The sequence below is a fragment of the Leifsonia soli genome, from assembly GCF_013408745.1.
GTDB classification, from domain to species: domain Bacteria; phylum Actinomycetota; class Actinomycetes; order Actinomycetales; family Microbacteriaceae; genus Leifsonia; species Leifsonia soli.
This window is the reverse complement of record NZ_JACCBJ010000001.1, coordinates 1,666,428-1,689,722: the sequence shown is the minus strand read 5'-3', so window position 1 is coordinate 1,689,722 and position 23,295 is coordinate 1,666,428. Positions and strand designations below refer to the sequence as shown.

18 protein-coding genes and 1 tRNA gene are annotated in these 23,295 nt (G+C 70.6%); 11 read left to right on the top strand and 8 right to left on the bottom strand.

Features of this window, described 5'->3' with window-relative positions; translation table 11 throughout:
* Positions 1-79: 79 nt before the first annotated feature.
* Entirely contained in the window at positions 80-1,015 is a 936-nt protein-coding gene (locus BJ963_RS08140) for a 4-(cytidine 5'-diphospho)-2-C-methyl-D-erythritol kinase (RefSeq protein ID WP_089909361.1), read from the top strand.
* Positions 1,016-1,268: 253 nt separating this feature from the next.
* On the opposite strand, the gene BJ963_RS08135 is transcribed toward BJ963_RS08140, so the two are convergent.
* Entirely contained in the window at positions 1,269-4,100 is a 2,832-nt protein-coding gene (locus tag BJ963_RS08135; protein ID WP_179455818.1) for an AAA family ATPase, read from the bottom strand.
* 130 nt (positions 4,101-4,230) lie between these two features.
* On the bottom strand, positions 4,231-6,045 hold the full coding sequence (locus BJ963_RS08130; protein WP_179455816.1) for an ABC-F family ATP-binding cassette domain-containing protein: 1,815 nt from the start codon (positions 6,043-6,045) through the stop codon (positions 4,231-4,233).
* A 414-nt stretch (positions 6,046-6,459) separates the two neighbouring features.
* Between BJ963_RS08130 and BJ963_RS08125 the strand changes: the two genes are divergently transcribed.
* Positions 6,460-7,083: an Abi family protein gene (locus BJ963_RS08125; RefSeq protein ID WP_179455814.1), complete on the top strand. Its 624-nt coding sequence runs from the start codon at positions 6,460-6,462 to the stop codon at positions 7,081-7,083.
* A gap of 40 nt (positions 7,084-7,123) precedes the next feature.
* Complete coding sequence (locus BJ963_RS08120) at positions 7,124-8,755, top strand: acyl-CoA dehydrogenase family protein (protein WP_179455812.1); 1,632 nt, start codon at positions 7,124-7,126, stop codon at positions 8,753-8,755.
* 118 nt (positions 8,756-8,873) lie between these two features.
* Here the strand turns inward: BJ963_RS08120 and BJ963_RS08115 are convergent, their stop codons facing one another.
* Entirely contained in the window at positions 8,874-11,372 is a 2,499-nt protein-coding gene (locus BJ963_RS08115) for a glycosyltransferase (RefSeq protein WP_179455810.1), read from the bottom strand.
* 173 nt (positions 11,373-11,545) lie between these two features.
* Between BJ963_RS08115 and BJ963_RS08110 the strand changes: the two genes are divergently transcribed.
* The 5 genes from BJ963_RS08110 to BJ963_RS08090 are packed head-to-tail and all read left to right on the top strand — an operon-like array spanning position 11,546 to position 15,147.
* Positions 11,546-11,734, top strand: a complete 189-nt coding sequence (locus tag BJ963_RS08110) for a hypothetical protein (RefSeq protein ID WP_179455808.1) — start codon at positions 11,546-11,548, stop codon at positions 11,732-11,734.
* Complete coding sequence (locus tag BJ963_RS08105) at positions 11,731-12,339, top strand: hypothetical protein (protein WP_179455806.1); 609 nt, start codon at positions 11,731-11,733, stop codon at positions 12,337-12,339. Before BJ963_RS08110 ends, BJ963_RS08105 begins: the two co-directional genes overlap by 4 nt.
* Positions 12,340-12,347: 8 nt before the next feature.
* Positions 12,348-13,430 carry a peptidoglycan-binding domain-containing protein gene (locus BJ963_RS08100; protein ID WP_179455804.1) on the top strand — a complete coding sequence of 361 codons (1,083 nt, stop codon included), beginning with the start codon at positions 12,348-12,350 and terminating at the stop codon, positions 13,428-13,430.
* A complete protein-coding gene (locus tag BJ963_RS08095) occupies positions 13,430-14,050 on the top strand; it encodes an ATP-binding cassette domain-containing protein (protein WP_089909386.1) in 621 nt (206 codons plus the stop codon). Before BJ963_RS08100 ends, BJ963_RS08095 begins: the two co-directional genes overlap by 1 nt.
* Positions 14,047-15,147, top strand: a complete 1,101-nt coding sequence (locus BJ963_RS08090) for a hypothetical protein (RefSeq protein ID WP_179455802.1) — start codon at positions 14,047-14,049, stop codon at positions 15,145-15,147. Before BJ963_RS08095 ends, BJ963_RS08090 begins: the two co-directional genes overlap by 4 nt.
* A 39-nt stretch (positions 15,148-15,186) precedes the next feature.
* Here the strand turns inward: BJ963_RS08090 and BJ963_RS08085 are convergent, their stop codons facing one another.
* A complete protein-coding gene (locus BJ963_RS08085) occupies positions 15,187-15,690 on the bottom strand; it encodes a MarR family winged helix-turn-helix transcriptional regulator (protein ID WP_089909394.1) in 504 nt (167 codons plus the stop codon).
* A gap of 67 nt (positions 15,691-15,757) precedes the next feature.
* Here BJ963_RS08085 and BJ963_RS08080 point away from each other — a divergent pair.
* From BJ963_RS08080 to BJ963_RS08070, 3 genes are all read left to right on the top strand, one after another.
* Positions 15,758-15,829 (top strand) — tRNA-Gln (locus BJ963_RS08080).
* Between the two features lie 31 nt (positions 15,830-15,860).
* Entirely contained in the window at positions 15,861-17,303 is a 1,443-nt protein-coding gene (gene glmU, locus BJ963_RS08075) for a bifunctional UDP-N-acetylglucosamine diphosphorylase/glucosamine-1-phosphate N-acetyltransferase GlmU (RefSeq protein ID WP_179455800.1), read from the top strand.
* Positions 17,304-18,281, top strand: a complete 978-nt coding sequence (locus BJ963_RS08070; RefSeq protein ID WP_089909400.1) for a ribose-phosphate diphosphokinase — start codon at positions 17,304-17,306, stop codon at positions 18,279-18,281.
* A gap of 434 nt (positions 18,282-18,715) precedes the next feature.
* Here BJ963_RS08070 and BJ963_RS08065 read toward each other — a convergent pair whose 3' ends face one another.
* The 4 genes from BJ963_RS08065 to BJ963_RS08050 all read right to left on the bottom strand — a co-directional run bounded on the left by BJ963_RS08065 (position 18,716) and on the right by BJ963_RS08050 (position 23,234).
* Positions 18,716-19,066 (bottom strand): hypothetical protein, encoded by a 351-nt coding sequence (locus BJ963_RS08065; protein ID WP_089909409.1) that lies wholly within the window; start codon positions 19,064-19,066, stop codon positions 18,716-18,718.
* Positions 19,067-19,177: 111 nt separating this feature from the next.
* Complete coding sequence (gndA, locus tag BJ963_RS08060; RefSeq protein WP_218857441.1) at positions 19,178-20,587, bottom strand: NADP-dependent phosphogluconate dehydrogenase; 1,410 nt, start codon at positions 20,585-20,587, stop codon at positions 19,178-19,180.
* Positions 20,588-20,760: 173 nt separating this feature from the next.
* Positions 20,761-22,176: a glucuronate isomerase gene (gene uxaC, locus BJ963_RS08055; protein ID WP_179455796.1), complete on the bottom strand. Its 1,416-nt coding sequence runs from the start codon at positions 22,174-22,176 to the stop codon at positions 20,761-20,763.
* Positions 22,173-23,234 carry a LacI family DNA-binding transcriptional regulator gene (locus BJ963_RS08050; RefSeq protein ID WP_179455794.1) on the bottom strand — a complete coding sequence of 354 codons (1,062 nt, stop codon included), beginning with the start codon at positions 23,232-23,234 and terminating at the stop codon, positions 22,173-22,175. Before BJ963_RS08050 ends, uxaC begins: the two co-directional genes overlap by 4 nt.
* Positions 23,235-23,295: the final 61 nt, after the last annotated feature.

Here is a 23,295-nt window from a genome sequence, read left to right as displayed (position 1 = left end):
CATCGCACCCACTGATCCGTGCGGACATGCGCCCAGGCGGCGCCCAGCCTGACGGTCCTCGGGTGTGTAGGTTGGAGGCATGGTGGACGCGTGGGACGTCGACGGCGTGCATGTTCGCGCCCCGGGCAAGATCAACGTGTTCATGCGCGTCGGTGCGGTCATGGAGGACGGCTACCACGACGTCGCGACCGCCTACCAGGCCGTCTCGCTCTATGAGGATGTGCGGGCGTATCACGCCGACGACTTCTCGGTGAGCTTCGGGGGCAGCGTCGACACGAGCGGCCTCCCGCGCGACGAGTCGAATCTGGCCATCAAGGCCGCTCGGCTGCTCGCCACGCGGACCGGCTACGCGAGCGGGGTCCGGCTGGAGATCGACAAGCACGTCCCCATCGCCGGGGGGATGGGCGGAGGCTCGGCCGACGCCGCCGCCACCCTGGTCGCGTGCGACGCCCTCTGGGGCACAGAGCTCGGGCGCGAGGAGCTGCTGACGCTCGCCGCGACGCTCGGCGCCGACGTGCCCTTCGCGCTGGTGGGCGGAACGGCCATCGGCACCGGCCGCGGCGACCGGCTGAGCCCGGCGCTCGCCACCGGGCAGTTCCACTGGGTGCTGGCCCTTCCGGAGGGGGAGCTGAGCACCCCGCGCGTCTACAGCGAGCTCGACCGGCACCGCGAGCGTCACGCCGCCGACATCGCGCCGGCGCAGGTGTCGCCGACCGTCGAGTCGTCGGTGCTGCAGGCGCTTCGCGCCGGCGACCCGGCCATGCTGGCCGAGGCGCTGACGAACGACCTGCAGGCTCCGGCCATCCACCTCGTGCCCGAGATCGCGGACGTGATCGAGCTGGGCGAGATGAACGGCGCGCTCGCCGGGATCGTCTCCGGCTCCGGCCCCACCGTCGCGTTCCTGGCGGCCGACCTCGATTCGGCCATCGACCTGCAGATCGCGCTCAGCGCGGCGCGGGTGCGGGCCGTGCGGGCCACGGGTCCGGTGCACGGGGCGCGCATCCTGGGCGACTGAGGGCATCGTCGCCCCCCGTACTGCCAGGCGATCGGGGGCAGATCTCCTTCGCGGGCGACCGGAGGTCCGGCAGGAGGCGGAGCCACGCCGGCCCGACACAGGCGATGCCCGAGGATGCCCGGCCACGACACGCGTCGGGTTGAGACGATCCGCTCGGAAATCAGAAGCGTATCCACGTCCCGGGCCGGGCATCCCAGGTGTCTCCAGCGTAGCCAGCGCCGGGCCGCCGGTTGCTACCCGGACGGGGAAACCGTCAAGACTTGACGGGTCTCCTCCGCGACAGGCTCCGGAGGTCGCGGCGGGAGCGCAGCCCGAGCTTCGACAGGATGTTGCGGACGTGGAAGTTCACGGTCGTGACGGAGACGTAGAGGCGCTCCGCGATCTCCTTGTTGGTCATCCCGGCCGCGAGCGCGTGGGCGACCTGCCGCTCCCGCGTGGTGAGCGTCGCGAGCGGGTCGACGGCCGAGGTTGCCACCGCGGTCTCGTCGAGCAGCCGGACGCAGCGGGCCAGGTACCCCGCGGCGCCCAGCCGGCGGAACGTCTCGGCCGCGGCCTCCAGCTGCGCCCGCCCGCGTTCGGTGGCGGCGGGGGACGCCCCGGGCTGCGCGAGGGCGAGACGCCCGGCGTCCAGCGCGGCGACGGCGCGGGGGAAGGGGAAGAGCTCCGCTCCCGGCTCGTCGACGGCGTCGCGGTAGGCCTCGACGGCCTCGGGGATGCGACCCTCCGCCTCGAGCGCCCGCCCCTCCAGCCAGCGCAGCGAGCCGTAGTACGGGCGCCACATCGGGGAGGCGGCGGCGCGCTCGTACGCCTCGCGCGCCTCCTCCGGCCGGCCGAGGGCCGCGAGCGCGTCGACGCGGTAGCTGAGCCAGCCGAGCGTCGAGCCCCGTGAAGCCGCCGCCTCCGCCTGCTCGACGGCGGCCAGCTGGTCCCGCGGGCGGCCCAGCGCGCGGCCGAGCTCGGCGCGCGCGAGGTGCGGAAGGTCGCCGTCGTACGATCCGGTGATGCGCGGGTCGGCGTGCGCGGCCGCGCGAAGGCGCTCCTCGACCGCCTCCGCCTCTCCGCGACCGGCGCGCACCAGGGCGGACGTCCACAGCGCGATCGGCCAGCAGGACAGGTCGGTCTCGTCGAGCGCGAGTGCGACGGCCGTGTCGGCGAGGGTGACGGAGTCCTCCCATTCGCCGGTGAGGAACAGGATGTGCGCGTACATGGTTCGCGCGAATCCGGCCGTCCAGCTGGAGGGGAAGCGCCGCACCAGTTCTGCCGCGCGGGCCAGGTCGGCCCGTGCCCGGCCGATGTCGCCGCTCAGGATGAAGACGCGGGAGCGGCTGACCAGCGCATCCACCGCCGCGGGCGACTCGTGCCCGACGAGGAGCTCGTCCAGCTCCGCGGTGAGGGGGCCGAACAGGTCAGGTCGCCGCGAGTGGGCGGCCGAGTTGATCGCCCAGCCGAGCAGCCGGGTGAGGTCGTCCTGCGGAGCCGCCAGCCAGCGGAGGGCGGGGTCGGCGACCTCCACGGGCGCGGGCGACGCGGCGATGTGCTCGCGCGCGGCGTCGAGGTGGTCGATCACCCCGGCGAAGTCGCCCATCGCCATGAGGACTTTCGGAAGCGCCTCCGCCGCGTGGGAGCGCAGGGCCCGCTCGTCCGGGGTGCGCGCAGGGCGTCGCTCGAACTCGAGTGCGAGGGCCAGTGCGCCGGGCAGGTCGCGGGAGAGCGTGCGCAGTTCGAGCAGGACCGCGTCGCGCGTCGGCGAGGGAGGGGTCGCCTCGAAGGCGGGGCGCAGGTCGAGGATGCGCTCGTGCATCCGGAACCGCATGGCGATGAGCCCGAGTTCGAGCAGCGCGCGCTCCGCATCGCCGTCGTCGGCGAGGTCGACCGCCGAGCGCGCGTAGCTGAGGGCCTGCTCGGCCTGTCCGAGGTCGGACACGGTGAGCGCGGCCGACAGCAGCTCGGCGACGAGGGTCGGGTCGGCCCGGTCGGCGGCCTCGACCCGGTGCCGCAGCGCGCGGTGACCGGACAGCACCTCGGAGGCGACGCGGTGGATGGCGACCCGCCTCTCGAGCGACAGCTCGCCCGCGAGGGCGTCGGCGAGGATGGCGTGCGCCGGTTCGACCCGGACGACGCCGTCGCGCGTCTCCGCGAGGACCAGGCCGCGGGCGACGGCGCCGTGGACGTCCACATCCATCCCGAGGCGCTGGGCGATCGTGCCGGCCACCGGGAGCGGCAGCGGATCCCGCAGCACCGCGATGAGCTCCGCCGCGGCGCGCACCGACGGATCGGCGCCGTCCAGCGAGGCGGCGATCGCGGTGGCCAGCGGGGTGATCGCGGTGGCCGGGAGGTCCCATCCCGCCGGGTGCAGGGCCTGGGCGAACGTGTCGCGCAGCTGGCCGAGCAGGACGCTGAGCAGCAGCGGCGAGCCCTGCGTCGCCTCCGTCAGGCGCGTGGCCGTTCGGCGCGAGACCGGATGTCCGAGGATGTGCCTGGCGAGCTCCTGGGTGTCGCCGACGGTGAGCGGCGTGAGCTCGATGCGGGCGTGGTTCGTCGTGGTGGACGCGAGGTCGTCGAAGAGTCCGGAGACGCTGTTCTGCTGCGGCCGCGTGGCCGCCGTGAACAGGAACGACTGCTCGGCGAGCCTCCGGACCAGGAAGCGGAGGGCGCGCGCGGACGGCTCGTCGACCCATTGGGCGTCATCGACGATGAGGCACACCGGCCCGTCGATCGCGTCGATCGCGTCGAGCAGCAGGCGTCCGACCGTCAGCGGGTCGTCGCCGGGCGACGGGGGACGGATGGCGCCGGCCGCGCCCCGCCTCGTGCCCGACCGGAGGGCGTTCAGCCCGCGGACGAGCGTCTCGACGGTCGCGTAGGCGAGGTCGGACTCGAACGAGTCGGCGTGCACCCGCAGCACCGTCCAGCCGTCGAGCCGCTCTGCGACGTCGGCGAGCAGCGCGGTCTTTCCCATCCCGGCCTCGCCGGTGACGAGCACGGCGCCGCCGCGCTCCTGGGCACGGTGGGCGACCAGAAGCATCGTCTCGCGGGCGCGGTCCCGTCCGAACAGGGGCCGCTCGTCGGCCCGCACCTGGTCAGTCACGTACCGCTCCCGTCCCCGTCGGCCGCGTCGGGTCGGGTTTCGCGACCGATCCTCAGGATCATCGCACAGCATCCACCCGAGTTCGGTCCCCAGTCCGGGGGAGTGGACGTTGAACCCTCCGCGTGCGTGCTCAGCCCTCCAGCTGCTCCGACAGCTCCAGCCAGCGCGTCTCGAGGTCGGCGATCTCACCCTCCAGCGTGCGCAGCTCCTCGGTGAGACGGCCGAGACCCACGTAGTCGCTCTGATCGTGACGCGCCAGTTGCTCGTGCTTCGCGGCGACCTGGTCGCCCACCTTGGCGAGCCGGCGGTCGAGCGCGGACAGCTCCTTCTCGGCGGCGCGCAGGGCTGCGCCGGAGAGCGCGGGGGCCGACGGCGTCGTGGCGGAGCCGGCCGCGACCGCTGCCGTGCCTGCGGCGCCGGAGGGCGCCGGGCCTGCGGCGCTCTCCGCCCGCCGAAGCCGCAGGTACTCGTCCACCCCGCCGGGCAGGTGCCGCAGGCGGCCGTCCAGCACGGCGTACTGCTGGTCGGTGACACGCTCCAGCAGGTACCGGTCGTGCGAGACCACCAGCAGCGTCCCCGGCCAGGAGTCGAGCAGATCCTCCATGGCGGCGAGCATGTCGGTGTCGAGGTCGTTCGTCGGCTCGTCGAGGATGAGCACGTTCGGCTCGTCGAGCAGGATGAGGAGCAGCTGGAGGCGGCGTTTCTGACCCCCCGAGAGGTCCTTCACCGGGGTGGAGAGCTGGGCGTTCGAGAAGCCGAGACGCTCGAGCAGCTGCCCGGGCGTGACCTCCTTGCCGCCGGCGAGGTACGTGGTCCGCTTGCCCGCGACGACCGCGGAGACCCGCTCGTCCTGCACGTCGTCGAGCTCGGCGAGCTGCTGCGTGAGCGTGGCGATCCGCACGGTCTTCCCGCGCTTCACCGTCCCCGAGTCCGGCTTCACCGTTCCCGCGACCAGCCCGAGCAGCGTCGACTTGCCCGCGCCGTTCACGCCGAGGATGCCGGTGCGCTCGCCGGGGGCGATCCGCCACTCCACGTCGCGCAGCACGGTCTTCGGCGGGTACGAGACGGACACGTCGATCAGGTCAACCACGTCCTTGCCGAGGCGGGAGGTCGCCAGCGTGGTCAGCTCCACGGTGTCGCGGGGCGGCGGCTCGTCGGCGATCAGGGTCGCCGCCGCGTCCATCCGGAACTTCGGCTTCGAGGTGCGGGCCGGAGCGCCGCGGCGCAGCCAGGCCAGCTCCTTGCGCATCAGGTTCTGCCGCTTCGTCTCCGCGAGCGAGGACATCCGGTCGCGCTCCACGCGCTGCAGGACGTAGGCGGCGTACCCGCCCTCGAACGGCTCGACGATGCCGTCGTGCACCTCCCACGTCGTCGTGGAGACCTCGTCGAGGAACCACCGGTCGTGGGTGACGACGACCAGGGCGCCGGAGGCCGGCGACCAGCGTCCCTTCAGGTGCTGGGCGAGCCAGGCGACGCCCTCCAGATCGAGGTGGTTGGTCGGCTCGTCGAGGAACAGGATGTCGTGGTCGTGCACCAGCAGGGCCGCGAGCGCGACGCGGCGGCGCTGGCCGCCGGACAGCTCCCCGATCGTCGCCTCCCAGCGGATGTCGGACACCAGTCCGGCGAGGACGTCGCGGACGCGTGGGTCGCCCGCCCAGAGATGCTCGTCGCGGTCGCCGACGATGGCATGCCCGACGGTCAGCTGCGACGGCAGCTCGTCGCGCTGGTCGAGCATCCCGACCGTCACGCCCCTCCGTCGCGTCACCCGGCCGGAGTCCGGCTCGATGCGCCCGGCGAGCAGCTGCAGCAGGGTCGACTTGCCGTCGCCGTTGCGCCCGACGACGCCGACACGGTCGCCCTCGGCGAGGCCCAGCGTGACGGAGTCGAAGACGGTGCGCGTCGGGTACTCCAGGTGAAGGGATTCCGCGCCGAGAAGGTGAGCCATGAGGGTCTCCAGCCTACCCGGGAGGCGGAGCTAGACTCCCGCGCCGTCGGTGGGACCTGTTACAGTTTCCGTATCAGCGCCCCCCCCAAGGCTCGAGCCGTTCGGCTTCCTCAAATGCGGGGGGTCTTTTTTATGCCAGATGTTGTTTGCGTCGCCATTCTCATAACATCGATTGTGTGCACAAGCCGTTTCTCTCCCTCCATGAGCAGGTTGAACTCCTCGCTCAGCGAGGACTGGATGTGGGTGACGCCCAGCAAGCCGCACACGCGCTTCATCGCCTGAACTACTACCGCGTGAGCGGATATGGGCGAGAGTTCCAGGTCGCGCCCTCGCGGGGAGACGACGACTACGACGCCGGCGCGTCGCTGGAGCGCATTCTTGGACTCATGGACCGCGATGCCCCGCCTCCGGCTCTTGCTGACGGAAGCGCTGATCGAAATCGAAATCGGAGTCCGTTCCCGTTTCGCGCACGAGGCGGGACGCGTGCACGGTTCGCAGGCGTTCTATCTCGAGTCGGCCGCCTATCTGGACAGCACTCCGGACGTGGGGCGCCACATCGCAAAGATCAGACGAGAACTGCTTCGGCCTCAGCTCCGTACCGTCGCGCGCTACCGTTCCGGCGATGACCTTTCAGCGGTCCCCATTTGGGTCGCTATCGAGGTGGTCACCTTCGGTGCGCTCGCCAAAATGGTGTGGTACCTGGATCCACCGCTTGCCGCGCAGCGCACGGCAGACGCCGCTGGTCTGCAGCGCACGGGGTTCGGGTCCAGTATCCACAGCTTTGCTGTCCTGCGGAACGTGTGTGCACATCATGGGCAGTTGTGGCATCGCTCCTTCGATGTCATGTTCGCGACGCTTCCAAAAGAGAAGAAGAGAGAACCTCGCCACGAACCGTCGAGCGTCTACAGCGGCATCGTCGTCGCGAAGCGTTTCCTCACGGGCATGAACCGGCTGCCGGATTGGTCGGCGCGGGTGTCCGCGCTTCTCGACGAAGACGACGAGTTCCGAGCTGGCATACTTCAACCGAAGCCGAGGTGAGAGCACGGCCCTATCCGGCGGGCGGAGCTAGACTCCCGGCATGGTCACCCACACCGTCGTGAACCAGGCCCCACCGCGCGTCGACGTGGACGAGTTCGCGGCGAACCTGCCGCTCCGGGAAGGGGTGGAGCGGTACGACGCCGGCTGGGCCGTCCCGTCGCTCGGCGCGATCGGCCGGCTGGTCGGATCCGCCGCGTTCCAGCGGGATGCCGAGCTCGCCAACCGGCACGAGCCGGAGCTCCGCGCCTTCGACCGCTGGGGCGACCGCATCGACGAGGTCGAGTACGACGACGGCTACCACCGGGTGATCGCCGCGGCGGTCGCCGCCGGCGCCCACACGTCCGCGTGGGCCGACCCCCGCCCGGGCGCGAACGTCGCCCGGGCCGCCGCCTTCCTGCAGTTTGCGCAGGTCGAGCCGGGCCACGCCTGCCCGGTGTCGATGACGCACGCGGCGGTGCCCGCGCTCGCCGCGTCGGAGAGCCTCTCCGACGAGTGGCTGCCGCGGCTGCTCAGCCGCGACTACGACGGACGGCTGATGGCGGGCAAGACGTCCGCGCTGTTCGGGATGGCCATGACCGAGAAGCAGGGCGGATCGGATGTGCGGGCCAACACCACGCGCGCGCTCGCCGATGGCGACGGACGCTGGCTGCTCACCGGCCACAAGTGGTTCTGCTCCGCGCCGATGTCCGACGCCTTCCTCGTGCTCGCCCAGACCGCGAACGGGCTCTCCTGCTTCCTCGTGCCGCGCGTGCTGGACGACGGCCTGCGCAACGTCTTCCTCATCCAGCGGCTGAAGGACAAGCTCGGCAACCGCTCCAACGCGTCGAGCGAGGTCGAGTTCGACGACACGGTCGGCTACCTGCTGGGGGAGGAGGGCCGCGGGGTGCGCACGATCCTCGAGATGGTGAACCGCACGCGTCTCGACTGCGTCTACGGCAGTGCGGCGGGGATGCGGCAGGCGGTCGCGGAGGCCGCCTGGCATGTCCGGCACCGCGCGGCGTTCGGCCGGCGGCTGATCGACCAGCCGGCGATGGCGGCGGTGCTCGCCGACCTGGCGCTGGAGTCGGAGGCGGCGACGGCCGTCTCGCTGCGGCTGGCGCGCGCCCATGACGCGGACGCCCCCGAGGAGGAAGTCGCGCTGCGCCGGCTCGCCACGGCCGTCACCAAGTACTGGGTCTGCAAGCGCGGGCCCGGGCATGCGTACGAGGCTCTGGAGTGCCTCGGCGGCAACGGCTACACCGAGGCGTTCCCGCTGGCCCGGCGGTATCGGGAGCAGCCGGTGATGGCGATCTGGGAGGGTTCCGGCAACGTCATCGCGCTGGATGTGCTGCGTGCGCTCCGGCGCGAGCCGGCGGCGGCGGAGGCGTTCGACGCCGAGCTCGCCGCCGCGCGCGGCGTGTACCGGACGTTCGACGGGCACCACGACCGGCTGCGCGCACGGCTTGCGGCCGCTGCGGCGTCCGCGTCCGACGATCCCGCGTCGGCGGAGGCGGCGGTGCGTCCGCTCGTCGCCGCTCTCGCGGTCGCGCTGCAGGCGTCGCTGCTCATCCGCACAGCGCCGGCGGCCGTCGCCGACGCCTTCGTGGCGGCGCGCCTCGGCCCCGAGCGCGGCGCCCTCTACGGCGAGCTCCCCGCGGGCCTCGACCTCGCCGCCCTCACCGCCCGCGCCTGACCCCGCCCCGCCCCGCCGTCGAGTCCGCGATTCCTTACCGCGACACGCCGCTCGAGCGGTCAGAAATCGCGGACTTGACGGCGGGGGCGGGGACGGCGGGGCGGGGTGGGGGCGCGGGTCAGGCGGCGGGGGCGCCGATCGCGCGGTAGAACTCGGCGACGGCCTTGCGGTTGTAGGCGTGGTAGTCGAAGTGGCTGTCCGGAACGTCGCCACGGAGGAACGCGCGCATCCCCTCGGCGACGCCGTCCACCGACTGCGGGACGATCATCCCGCTCCCCGGCGGGAGGGCGTTCTTGGCCGAGGCGAACTCGACGGTCACGATCGGCAGCTGCAGCACCAGCGCCTCCAGCAGGACCATCGGCTGGCCCTCGTAGTCGCTCGACAACACGAAGCAGTCGGCCTTCGCCATGATGGCGTGCGGATTGCGCTGCATCCCGGTCAGGAACACCGAGCCCTCGAGACCCAGCTCGGCGACCAGACCCTCGAGCTGACCGGCCAGCGGACCCGATCCGACGATGACGAGGCGCGTCCGCGGATTGTCCGCGTGCACCGCGGCGAAGGCCCGGATGAGGCGCGCCTGGTTCTTCTCCGGCGACAGCCGGCCCACGTTGACGAACGTCGTGACGTCGTCGTCCGCGAGCAGCAGCTCGGCCCAGTCCGGGATGCTCCCGGTCTCCTCGTCGAAGGTCAGCTCGTGCAGATCGGCGGCCGCGTTCTCCAGGATGTGCTCGGCATCGACGGTGTTCAGCGCCGACACGAACTTCTCCGGCGCGGCGTACTCGGCGAGGGAGTCCCGGTTGATCTCGGAGAGCGTGGGGGAGACCGAGACCAGGTGGTCGTACTGGCTGTACAGCGTGAAGATCTGCGTGAGGCTGTGCAGCATCCGCTTCTCGCCGTTGACCTCGCGGTGCGCGTCGGACGCCAGGTCGTTGTGCAGCCAGATCGCGCGCTGGGCGTCCGGGGAGTGCAGCAGCAGGGTCGCCCAGAACGGTCCGTACCCGGAGAAGTCGACGACGTAGTCGAACCGGCTCTCGCCGAAGCAGCGGTACCACTCGTCGTCCCACAGCCGGTTCTGGGCCGGGATGTCGGCGTGCTGCGCGATCCGCCCGCGGCGGAAGTCGAGGTGCCGGGCGGCGTGGAGCAGCTTCGTCCCGTTCATCCCGCCGACCCGGGGGAACTGCCGGACAGCGGGATGGATCTGCCGCTGCTTGGCGATGACGACCCGTGACCGGCTCTGCGCGAAGAACGCGGAGACGTCGTACCGCTCGTGATCGATGTTGTTGAGCAGGTTCAGGGCGGAGGTCGTGATGCCGTTGGGGCGCATCCCGCCGAGGTACAGCAGGATCTTCTGCCGTCCGTCGTCGGCGAGGTCGGTGCGCAGGCGGTACCCGTCGCGCACGCCGCGGAACACGATGTCGACGACCCGGCGCGAGGCGCCGCCGTCCTCGTACGGGGTGAACCGGCGCTGCATGTCGAGGTAGCGCTCCCGCGACTCGGCGGGGATGGCGTCGCCTGCCTCGGCGATCGCGTGCAGCGCGTCGCCGACCTCCCGGGCGGAGAGCAGCACGGGGCCGGGCCACTCCTCCGGCTCGAAGTACAGCCCGCGGGTGCCCGCGTAGTCGGCGAGGTCGGGCGTGAAGAACACGATCGGCCGGCCGGTCTGCAGGAAGTCGAAGAAGATGCTGGAGTAGTCGGAGATGAGGATGTCGCTGGCGCCCAGCACCAGGTTGGTCGGGATCTCGTTGGGGACGAGCATCCGCTTCAGCTCGGGACGGTGCGCGGCCAGGGCGTGCACCGTCTGGTGCGTCTTCAGCAGCACGGCGTAGCGGCTGGTGTCGATGCGCTCCTCGATCTGCGCGATGTGCGCGAGCAGCGCGTCGAGGTCGTCCTCGGGGCGGCCGAAGGTCTGCCCCTTCCACGTCGGCGCGTAGAGCACGATCTTCCGGTCGCCGACCGGGATCCCGGCCGCGATGAGCCGCTGCCGGACCGTCTCGCGCCCGGCGTCGTCGAGGAACTGCCGGTCGATGCGCGGGTAGCCCTCCTCGACCAGGGTGCCGCGGTAGACGCCCGTCAGTTTGTAGCCGGTCTCGTACATCTGCTCGGACATGAACGGGTTCGCCGAGAGCAGGTAGTCGGCCTGCACGAAGTTGCGGACGATGTTCGCGGTGGCGAGCGCGCCGTCCTCGATGTCATAGCCCATCCGCTTCAGCGGCGTGCCGTGCCAGGTGTTGAGGTAGACCTGGCCGGGACGCTTCGAGAAGTCCGGCGGGAAGGTCGCGTTGTTGACGAGGTACTGGCTCGTCGCGAGCGCACGGTAGTAGGCGGCGGACCCGTAGCGGACGAAGCTCACCCGGTCGTCTCCGGCGAACTCCTGGACGGCGGCGCGGTACTGGGTCAGGTCGGACAGCGCCCAGATGTGGGTGAGGTGAGCGAGGTCGGGGCTGGCGAGCAGCTCGCGGAAGATCGCCTCGGGGTTGTCGAGCATCCCGTTGCCGGAGAACGATTCGTAGAAGACCGACCCCTGCACGATCGGCTGCCGACGCCAGTGGGCGTGGATCTCGTAGCGCGCGGCGCGCTTTACCCGAGAGGGAAGTCGCTTCAGTCGGGAGAGTCTCATCGCGCCCGAGTTTATGAGAGCGGCATAACAGTCTGCTGGGAGCAGCTCCCGTCGTTTGCGCTGCGCGAATTACGTGCGTTGGATAATGCAAACATATGCATATTCATATCTGTGTTCCTATGCTTAGAGGAAGGGGCTCGAACGGAGTGACTGCACGATGAAAGGGGTATGAGGTGCGAAAGATTCTGAGCGTGTCGCAGGCGTACCACCACCCGGATTCGTACGGCAGAGTTCAGCACTACAACAAGTTCAGCAACGGCAAGTACACCTACGGGTCGTGGGCGCCGAAAGGTACCTACTCCAAACCGGCCGCCTGCTACACGGGCGTCGTGGCATACAACTACAACTTCAAGGCGTCATGACGTCACGGATTCTCAGAATCGCGGGCGCGGCGGTTGCGATCGTTGCGACCGCCGCGCTCACGGCGTGTTCCCCGTCCGCGAACGTCCAGGATCGTCCCGCGGCCGCTTCGTCGTCTTTCCAGGGCGAGGTCCCAGAGTTTACGGGCCCGTGGGCCGCCGAGTTCGCTGAGGCCTATCGGTCGACGACGAGCGAGGTGGTGCACAAGATCCTCGCCAAGGGGTCCATCACGGACCAGGACTACGCCTCGGTGTCGAGCCAGTTCGTGACGTGCATGAAGGACAAGGGATTCGCGGTTGAGATCACCGGCCCCTACGGCGAATCGACGGTCAGCGGCGACGGTGACATCAATGCGGGAGCGAACGCGTGCAATGACGACATGGCGGTGATCTCCGCCCTGCGCTTCAGTACGACTCGAAACCCGCAGCACCTCGATGAGAACACGATCATGGTTGCGTGTCTGCACAAGAAGAAGCTGGTGCCCCCCAGCTACAGCACCAAAGACTATGAGGCGGACCTGCAGACCCAGAAGTTCCCCTTCAGCGTCGACTCGGCCGACTTCCTAGCGTGCACCGGCGACCCGCTGGGCCTCTCGGCGGGGAAGTGAACCGGATCATGCCACGGCTCTCCGCCCCGCTGCTTGTCGTCGGGGCGTTCGCGATCCTCTCGCTCGGGACTGTAGCGGGTGCTGTGCTGGTCCCCACTGCCGCGCCGCAGAGCATCGCATCGACGGTGCGACCGACCTCGGTGCAAGCGACCGAGATCACGACGACGGATGAACAGACGGCGACACTGCGGGTGACCGCACGGCCGGCACAGAAGCTCTCGAGCCGGGCGGTGGGCACCATCACCGCAGACGACTGCCAGCCCGGCAGCACCGTAGCGTCGGGGAGCGCTGGGCCCACTGTGAACGACGCCGTGCTCGTCCACTTGGCTACCTCGCAGCCGCTGTGGCGGGACCTGAGCGTGGGGGACACCGGAGCAGACGTTCGGTCACTTCAGGCCGAACTCTCGCGCCTCGGCCAGCCGGTCGAAGTCGACGGACGTTTCGGCGCGGGCACGCTGAGAGCGGTGAGCCGGATGGCCGAGACCGCCGGCGCGTCCGACGCACGGTCGTGGAGCACTCTTCCCTTCGCCCGGTTCATCTGGCTCCCCGCGGCCTCGGTCGTGATCGCGTCGTGCGACACTGGCATGGGTCAGGAGGTCGCGGCGCAGGGGCCCGTCGCAACGCTTCCGCAGGGGGTGTCCGAAGCGGTACTGACTCCGTTGCCGGACGATGTCATGGCTGGAGACCGAGTGGTCGTTGCCGACGGTCTCACCATCCCCGTCGACGCCGCAGGCAGGATCACCTCCGCCGCCGACCTCGAACGTTTGGCTGCGTCGCAGGCGTACCTGCGATATCGGGGCTCGAGCTCCGATTCGGGCCCGAACGGGAGCGAGGCGGCGGGGCCCGACGGATCGGCGTCGAAGCCGGGGATGTCCGTTCAGTACCGCTTGGCTCAGCCGACGACGGTTTTCAGCGTTCCCGCGGCTGCCGTCTACGCCACGACCGGGAGCACGGGGTGTGTCGTCGACGAGGGACATGCCAGAGCTGTGACAATCGTCGGCTCTCAGCTCGGCGAGACCTTCGTCGTCCCCCGTGACGGCTCACGGATCGGCTCGATCAGCCTCGACACCCGGAAGGCGCCTCGCTGCTGATGCCTGTCGACGATGCCCCGCAGGTCGTGGCGGCCGGGCTCGGCCACCGCTTCACCGATGGGCCCTGGCTCTTCAGCGAACTCGACCTCGCTCTGCGGCCGAATCGGACCTACGCTCTCGTGGGACCATCCGGGTCGGGGAAAAGCACACTGCTGAGCATCCTGGCCGGGTGGGTCGAGCCCGCGACAGGCAGTCTCCGGCGGGACGGCATCGACTCGATCGCCTGGGTCTTCCAGAACCCGCTCGGTGTGGCCCGCCGCACCGCTGAGGACCACGTGGCTCTCCCGCTGCTGGCCCGGGGCCATTCACACCGCAGTGCACGGGTCGAGGCGCGCACGATGCTCGCGCGAGTCGGACTGTCTCACGTCGCCTCGGCGCCCTTCGCGAATCTGTCCGGTGGAGAAGCCCAGCGGCTCATGCTCGCCCGAGGGCTCGCATCTCGACCGGACATGCTTCTCGTCGATGAACCGACGGCCCAGCTCGACACGACCACAGCGGAAGACGTGAACCGCGCCATCGCCGCGAGTGCCGGTCACGGGAGCATCGTGGTGATCGCCACCCACGATCGACGCACGAGGGATGCGTGCACCGACGTCATCGAGTTGGGGAGGAGCGCGTGAGGATACGGATCGCGCTGACGGAAGCCGCGCTCAACGTCGCCTCGGGAACGACGCGTGTCGCCCTTTACGCGATCATCGCGGCCGCCGTGGTGACCGTGCTGGCCGGTGCGGACGTGCTGACCGTCGGACGAATCGGCGACGACGCCGCTCGCTACCGGGAAAGCGGAGGCTCGACGCTGATCTACCGGATGGCGGGCGCCATCGACGGCGAAGCCTGTGACAGCCTCACGGAGCTCGCCGGAGTGAACGCTTCCGGGGCGATCCGCCACGCGGGGAGTGATCTGGCCCCGGCCGCCTTGCCCGCTCAGCGGATCCCCGCCTTCGAGATCTCGCCAGGCTTCTCCCGGTTCACCTCCCTCGGGGATCCGCGGCCCGGCCAGGGCGTGCTCATCTCCGAAGACGTGGCGCACACCCTCGGAATCTCCGCTGGATCGCATCTCGCGCTCCGCAACGGGAACGCGCGCGTTGGCGGACTCTTCGCCTACCCGTCCGACGGCAGGCTGCCGGGCTACGGCTACTCGGTTCTGGCACCCGCCGACACGCGCGCCGCCTTCGACGAGTGCTGGGTCGAAGCGTGGCCGGCTGGAGGCGACGTGGTCAGCACACTTCCTGTGGTGCTCCTGCCGGGCGCACAGGGCGGTACGGGCGAGGAGTCCGGGCCCGCCGCTGTCGGCCCGCAATTGCTTCAGCTCAACGCCTCCCATGGGACGCAGTTCGACGGCGGTTCACTGTTCGATCAACGCCTGACGCGCTTCGCGCCCGCAGTGGCAGCCGTGGTCATCCTGGGTCTCGGCTTCGCGGCAACGACGCGTCGACGGCTCGAATTGGCCGCGGCCCGTCATGCTGGTGTGCTGCCGGGTGCGCAGCTGCTGCAACAGGCAGCGGAGTGCGTCGCCTGGGCGGTGGGAGGCTGCATTCTGGCCCTCCCGGGGCTGACCGGTCTGATCCTCGCTCAGACGGCGACGGATCCGACATCCCTCTCCGGTCTGGCTGGGAAGACCCTCGCGGTGGTGACACCTGCCGCGATTCTGGGCACCCTGGCAGCCACGCTCTGCGTTCGCGAACGCCATCTGTTCCGGTACTTCAAGGCGCGGTGATCGGCGGTTCCTGCCTCGCTGCAGTCTGCTCGGAGCCGCTCACGCCTCCGCGTCGAACCCCAGGCTCAGCTTGCGGAGGAGGCCGGCGAGGCGTTCCGCGTCGGCCGCGGACAGGCCGTCGAGGAGGTCGGCCTCCGCATCCACCAGACGGGTGATGGCCGCATCCACCCGGGTGAGCCCCTGCGCCGTCATCTGAACCAGGATGCCGCGGCCGTCGTTGGGGTCGGTACGGCGCTCGACCAGGCCGCGGGCGACCAGCCGGTCGATGCGGTTCGTCATGGTGCCGGACGACACGAGCGTCTGCTGCAGCAGCGACTTCGGGCTCAGCTGGTACGGCGCGCCCGCACGTCGGAGAGCGGCGAGCACGTCGAATTCCCAGGAGTCGAGGTCGGAGCGCTCGAACGCTCCCCGGCGTGCGCGGTCGAGGTGCCGGGAGAGCCGGTCGACCCGCGAGAGCACCTGGAGGGGGGCGAAGTCGAGGTCCGGACGCTCGCGCAGCCAGGCGTCCACGATGCGGTCCACCTCGTCGCGTGCGTCGGCCATCCCCCCATGCTATTGGGGGTTCGTCCTGGGTGCGTCTGGCAGACTGTCCTGTGCGCGAAACGCGCGTTCCGCCTTGGTGTAATGGCAGCACGACAGCCTTTGGAGCTGTGAGGTCCAGGTTCGAGTCCTGGAGGCGGAGCGACCGACCCGCCCGACCCCCTGGAGGGACATTGACCGACCAGAATCTCGCCATCGTCGTTCTCGCGGCGGGGCAGGGCACGCGGATGAAGTCCGCCACTCCCAAGCTGCTGCACCCGCTGGGCGGCATCCCGATCGTCTCCCACGTGCTGGCGACCGCGCGCGAGCTCGACGCCGCGCACGTGATCGCCGTCGTGCGACACGAGCGCGACCGCCTCGCCGAGGTGATCGCGGCCGACCTGCCGGAGGCGGTGATCGTCGACCAGGACGAGGTGCCGGGCACCGGACGCGCCGTCGAGCTGGCGGTCGAGGCGCTGCCGGCCGACTTCACCGGCGACGTGCTCGTCGTGAACGGCGACGTTCCGCTGCTCGACGCCGGAACGCTGCGCGAGCTCATCGAGCGGCACCGTGCGGGCGAGGCGGCGGCGACTATCCTCTCGTCGTTCCCGGCCGACGCGACCGGATACGGCCGCATCGTGCGCACCCCGCAGGGCCACCTCGACCGCATCGTCGAGCACAAGGACGCGACGGAGGCCGAGCGCTCGATCGGCGAGATCAATGCCGGAATCTACCTGTTCGGGCTCGGCGCGCTGCGCGACAAGCTGGCGCTCGTCTCCACCGACAACGCCCAGGGCGAGAAGTACCTGACGGACGTGATCGGGCTGCTCCGCGAGGCCGGCTTCGACGTGGATGCGCTCCCGGTGGCCGAGTCGTGGCTGGTCGAGGGCATCAACGACCGCGCCCAGCTGAGCGACGCGGCGGCGAAGCTGAACGCGCTCATCGTCCGCACCTGGCAGCTCGCCGGCGTGACCGTGCAGGATCCGGCGACGACGTGGATCGACGTCAAGGCCAAGCTCGCGCCCGACGTCACTGTCCTCCCCGGCACGCAGCTCCGCGGCGCCACCGTCGTCGAGACGGGCGCGACCGTCGGACCGGACACGACGTTGACCGACACCGAGGTCGGCGAGGGCGCGACGGTCACCCGCACGGACGCGACACTCGCCGTCATCGGCGCCGGCGCGACGGTCGGCCCGTTCTCCTACCTCCGGCCCGGCACCGTGCTCGGTGCGCGAGGCAAGATCGGCACCTTCAGCGAGACCAAGAACGCGGTCATCGGCGAGGGCACGAAGCTGGCGCACTTCAACTACGTGGGGGACGCCGAGGTGGGCGAGAAGGGCAACCTCGGCGCCGGCGTCATCACCGCGAACTACGACGGAGTGAACAAGCACCGCACGGTCATCGGCTCCCATGTGCGCATCAGCACGAACACCGTGCTCGTCGCGCCGGTTAGGATGGGTGACGGAGCGTACACAGGGGCGGGCACGGTCGTCCGCAAGGACGTCCCCGCCGGAGCCCTCGCCATCACCGTCGCTCCTCAACGCAATATCGAAGGCTGGGTCGCGGAGAAGCGGCCGGGCACGGACGCCGACAGAGCGGCTCGCGAGAGCGACGCGTCGGAAGAGAGCGGAGCGTAAGTGTCAGGGATCACCGCGACCGGCCAGAAAAGACTCGTCCTCATCTCCGGTCGCGCGCATCCTCAGCTCGCCCAGGAGATCGCCGAATGTCTCGGCAGTGAGCTCATCCCGACCGACGCGCGCACCTTCGCCAACGGCGAGATCTACGCGCGCTTCGATGAGAGCGTCCGCGGGTCGGATGCCTTCGTCATCCAGTCGCACACGTCGCCCATCAACGAGTGGCTCATGGAGCAGCTCATCATGGTGGATGCGCTGAAGCGCGCCTCGGCGAAGCGCATCACCGTCGTGGCGCCGTTCTACCCGTACGCCCGTCAGGACAAGAAGGGCCGCGGCCGCGAGCCGATCTCCGCCCGCCTCGTCGCCGACCTGTTCAAGGCCGCCGGCGCGGACCGCATCATGTCCGTCGACCTGCACGCCGCGCAGATCCAGGGCTTCTTCGACGGACCCGTCGACCACCTGTTCGCCATGCCCGTGCTGCTCGAGCACATGCGCCGGGAGCTCGACCCGTCGACGCTGACGGTCGTGTCGCCCGACATGGGCCGCGTCCGCGTCGCCGACATCTGGAGCGACAAGCTCGGTGCGCCGCTGGCGATCATCCACAAGCGACGCGACCCGCTGGTGCCGAACCAGGTCTCGGTGCACGAGATCGTCGGCGACGTCAACGGTCGCGTCTGCCTGCTCGTCGACGACCTGATCGACACCGGCCGCACCATCGTGAAGGCCGCCGAGGCGCTCAAGGAGGCCGGCGCAACGGGCGTCGTCGTGGCGGCGACGCACGCGGTGTTCAGCGACCCGGCCGTCGAGCTGCTGCAGAGCGAGGCGATCGACTCGGTCGTGGTGACCGACACCCTGCCCCTGCCGGAGCACAAGCGCTGGGAGGGCCTGACGGTCCTGCCGATCGCTCCGCTGCTCGCCAGCGCGATCCGCGAGGTCTTCACCGATGGTTCGGTGACGTCGATGTTCGACGGGGCCGCGTAGCACCCTCCGTCTGAAAGGGAGGACTTTCCGGGCCGATTGTGCCCGGGGCCCTCCCTTTCGCGTATCCGCTCGGCGTGTCGGCTGCGCTCTCCTCCGTTTCCATCGGCCGGCCGGGTGGCCGGTCGGTGTGATGCGGCGAGCCGTTGGAGAGCGGTGCCCCCGCACGCTCATCACGGAAGCCGGTGCGGCGTCGACGGGATGAGGCCCGGTGGCCACGGCGCGCACGGAGGATGTTCCGCCGTGCAGTGACGAGCCATCCTCCGTTTTGCGCCTTTTGGGGTGGCTGCTGCCGCTTCCACCTCCCTTTACGCACCGCCTCGCCTCGCACACCTCCGAGCGCGAACGGAGGAGATGCGCGTGCCGGCCCCGGCATGTCGCCACGAACGGAGGATGTGGCAGTTAGCCGCAGCCGGGAACGCCTCCGTTCGTGACGCCTACGGGAGCTGGTGCGGCGTCGACGGGATGAGGCCGAGCGGCGCCACCCAGGTCGCGTCCCCCTCGGTGTTGAGCGCGTAGCACTGCCAGCCCGGGCCGACCGGCCCGGCGAACTCGAACCGCGCGGACGAGCCCTGCGCCTCCGGCTGGTAGTGGCGGGCGTACACCGAGCAGGTGTATTCGGCCGTCTGCGTCTGGATGCTGATCGTGAGCAGGATGCCGGGCAGCAGCAGTGCGCTCAGCGCGACGACGACGAAGACCCGGCTGGCGACCGTCATCGTCCGCCCGCGGAGCGGTCGCTCTCCGAGCGGCTCGTACTCCGCGAGTTCCGGATGGTCGTCGTACGTCACCCTCCCATCCTCCCTCGCTCCCGCCGTCGAGTACACAAAAATTGCACGCCGATCGTGGGATCGGCGTGCAATTTTTGCGGACTCGACGGCGGGCGGGAGTCGCGAGGAGGGTCAGTGGGTGGAGGGCTCGGTCTCGATCTCGGTGCGGTCGCCGGACCACAGGGTGTGGAAGACGCCGTCCTTGTCGACCCGCTTGTAGGTGTGCGCGCCGAAGAAGTCGCGCTGGCCCTGCACGAGGGCGGCCGGGAGGCGCTTCGAGGCGAGCGAGTCGTAGTACGACAGCGCCGAGCCGAAGCCGGGCACCGGGACGCCGGAGAGCGCAGCGGTGGCGACGATGCGACGCCAGGCAGCCTCGCCCTCGCGCACCGCGTCGGCGAAGTACGGCGCCTCGAGCAGCGTCGCGATGTCCGGGTTCTCGTCGTACGCGTCGGCGATGCGGTTGAGGAACTGTGCGCGGATGATGCAGCCGCCGCGCCAGATCTTGGCGATCTTGTCCTTGTGGATGTCCCAGCCGTACTTCTCGGCGCCGGCGATGATCGCGTCGAAGCCCTGCGCGTACGCGACGACCTTCGAGGCGTACAGCGCCTTCGACACGTCGTCGGCGAACGCCTGGACGTCCTCCGCCTTCTGCACGTCCGGCCGCGACTGGATGGTCGCCTGAACCGCCGCGCGCTGGGCCGGCTTCGACGAGACGGCGCGGGCGAAGACGGCCTCCGCGATGCCGCCGACCGGGACGCCCAGGTCGAGCGCGTTCTGCACGGTCCAGACGCCGGTGCCCTTTGATCCTGCCTGGTCGAGGACGATGTCGATGAACGGCTTGCCGCTCTCCGCATCCACCTGGCGCAGCACCTCGGCGGTGATCTCGATCAGGTACGACTCCAGGTAGCCCTTGTTCCACTCGGCGAACACGTCCGCGATCTGGGCCGGCTCCAGGCCGCCGATGGTGCGGAGCAGGTCGTACGCCTCGGCGATGAGCTGCATGTCGGCGTACTCGATGCCGTTGTGGATCATCTTCACGAAGTGCCCGGCGCCGTCGGTGCCGACGTGGGTCACGCACGGCTCGCCCTCGGCGACCGCGGCGATGGACTCGAGGATGGGTCCGAGCGTCTTGTACGACTCCACCGAGCCGCCCGGCATGATCGACGGGCCGTTCAGTGCGCCCTCCTCACCGCCGGAGATGCCGGCGCCCACGAAGTGGATGCCGGTGGGCGCGATGCGCTTCTCGCGCTCGATGGTGTCGTGGAAGTTCGCGTTGCCGCCGTCGACGATGATGTCGCCCGGCTCGAACCGCTCGACCAGCTGGTCGATGACCGCGTCGGTGCCCTTCCCCGCCTGCACCATGATGATCGCGGTGCGCGGCTTCGACAGCGAGGCGACGAAGTCGTCGATCTCCTCGGAGCCGACGAAGCCGGCCTCGGGGTGCGCGTTCATCAGGTCTTCGGTCCGCGTGTAGGTGCGGTTGTACACGGCGACGGTGTTGCCCTCGCGCGATGCGAGGTTGCGGGCCAGGTTCGACCCCATCACCGCCAGACCGACGACGCCGATGTTGGCGGTTGCTTCCTGTGACACGTAGTGCTCCTTCGTATAGCCGCGACGGACGAGGGCCGTCCGCCACGACGGGGATGTAGTCGGGGGTCAGCTCTCCCGCGGGTGGCAAGAATCGAGCAGTCCCTCCAGCGTAGCGCGACGCCCGGTCAGCCGAGCCGGAACGTGGTCCGCGGGATGTCGTCCACCAGCCGGCGTGCGAGCACGGCGGCGTCCTCCTCGCTCACCCGGTGTTCGGCGACCAGCGTGGCGAGGTAGGACGCATCCACCCGACGCGACATGTCGTGCCGGGCCGGGATGGAGCAGAAGGCACGCGTGTCGTCGATGAACCCGCTGGTCTTGGTGAAGCCGGCGCTGTCGGTGACCGCCCGCCGGTAGCGCAGGATGGCGTCCGGTGTGTCGATGAACCACCACGGCGCCCCCGCGTACACGGAGGGGTAGAAGCCGGCCAGCGGGCCGATCTCGCGTGAGAACGTCGTCTCGTCGACCGTGAACAGCACGAGCCGGAAGGTGGGATGCGTCCCGAAGTCGCGCAGGATGGGCGTGAGCGGCCGGGTGAACGCGCCGACGGCGGGGAGGTCGTGGCCGGTGTCCGGTCCGTACGCGTCGAAGGTGGGCCGGTGGTGGTTGCGGAGCACGCCGGGGTGCAGCTGCATGACCAGGCCGTCCTCGGCGGAGAGCTCGGCGAGCCGGTAGAGCAGGTTGCGGCGGTAGGCGGCCGCTTCGCCGGCGGTGAGCGTTCCGTCGAGTGCCGCCCGGTGGATGCGCGACGCCTCGGCCTCGTGGAGCGGATCGCTGCCGGCGTCGATCACGCCCGTGTCGGTAGCCGTCCCTCCCGCCTCCGCGAACGCCCGGCGGCGGCGGCGCAGCGCCTCCAGCAGCCCGGGGTACGTCGTGGTGTCGACGTCGGCGACGGCGCTGAGCCGCTCCAGCCGCGCCGCCCATCCGGGTTCGTCGGGGTGCATGTACCGGTCGGCGCGGAAGGTCGGGATGACGCGGCCGGGGAAAGTCGCGTCGGCGGCGAGCCGGTGGTGCGCGGCCAGGTCGTCGGCCGGGTCGTCCGTGGTCGCCAGCACCTCGATGCGGAAGCGCTCGAACAGCGCCCGTGGCCGGAAGGCCGGGTCGGCGAGCGTCGCGCTCAGCTGGTCGTAGAGCGCGTCGGCGGTGGCGGGGGACGGCTGCTCGGTGAGGCCGAAGACCTCGCTGAACTCCGTCTCGAACCAGAGCCGGACCGGCGTGCCGAGGAAGACGTCCCAGTGCTCGCAGAGCCGCCGCCAGATCGCGCGCCCGTCGGCCGTGGACGGTCGGCCGTCGCGGGCGAGCCCCAGCTCGTCGAGGGGCACGCCGACAGCGTGCAGCATGCGTGTGACGTAGTGGTCGGGCGTGATGAGCAGGGCCGCCGGGTCCGGGAACGGCTCGTCGTCGGCGAGCATGCGCGCATCCACGTGTCCGTGCGGCGACAGGATCGGCGCCGTCGCCACCTCGGCGTACAGGCGCCTGGCGATGTCGCGCACGCCCGGGTCGGCGGGGAACAGGCGGTCGGGATGCGGCGCGAGGGCGGTCATGCGGTCGGGACTCCGTTCGTGGTCGGTGCGGTCGGTGCGGTCCGGGGTGCTGGTCCGGTGGAGTCGCGGACGGTCAGGTGCGTGGGGAGCGTGACCGCCTGACGCGCCATCGGCGCCGGCCCGCCGTCGAGACGGGACAGGAGCATGGCGACCGCGGTCCGGCCCGCCTGCTCGATCGGCGCGGTGAGCGTCGTGAGGGGAGGGTTGCAGAAGTCGGCGCCGAAGATGTCGTCGCAGCCGACGATGCTCAGGTCGTTCGGGATGCGGACGCCGCGCTCGCGGAAGCGCGGGAGCATCCCGATCGCGAGCAGGTCGTTGAAGGCGATGCAGGCGGTGACGCGCGAGTGGAGGACCGCATCGGCCGCCGCCGCCCCCGCATACTGCCTCGGCGCGAACGGCCCGAGGCGGACCGCCTCGACGCCGTAGTGCTCGGCGGCGCGGACCAGTGCGCGCCAGCGGCCCTCGTTCGGCCACGAGGTGGCGGGCCCCGCCGCGTACGCGATGCGGCGGTGGCCGAGCGAGACGAGGTGGCCGACGGCCTGCTCAATCGCGCTCGGCGTGTCGATGAACACGCTCGGAACGCCCCGGGTCTGCCGGTTCACGGCGACGAGCGGGATCTCCTTGGCGAGGGCCGTCAGCCGCCGGTCGGTGAGCCGGGAGGCGGCGAGGATGGCGCCGTCGAAGGAGCGCCGGAGCTTGTGCAGCGTCCCGTCCTCCAGCTCGTCCGACTCCTCGGTGTCCACGAGCAGCTGCGTGTAGCCTGCGGCCTTCAGCTGGTGCTGGGTGCCCCGGATGATGCCGAAGTAGAACGGGTTCGTCACGTCCGAGACGAGCACGGCGATGGCGCGGGTCCGTCCGCTCGTCAGCGCGCGGGCCTGCGAGTTCGGCACGTAGTTGAGCTCGCGTGCGGCGCGCTCGATGCGCTCGCGCGTGAGGACGTTCACTCGGCCCGGGTTGGAGAGCGCCCGCGAGACCGTGGAGGTGGCGACGCCGCTGAGCGCTGCGACGTCCGCGAGGGTCGCTGGGCGGTCGTTCCCCGCACCGGTGAGAGGGCTCATGCCGATATCAGAGCACACGATGGCAAATTCTGGCAATCGCTTGCAGTCCGATTTGCCTCGC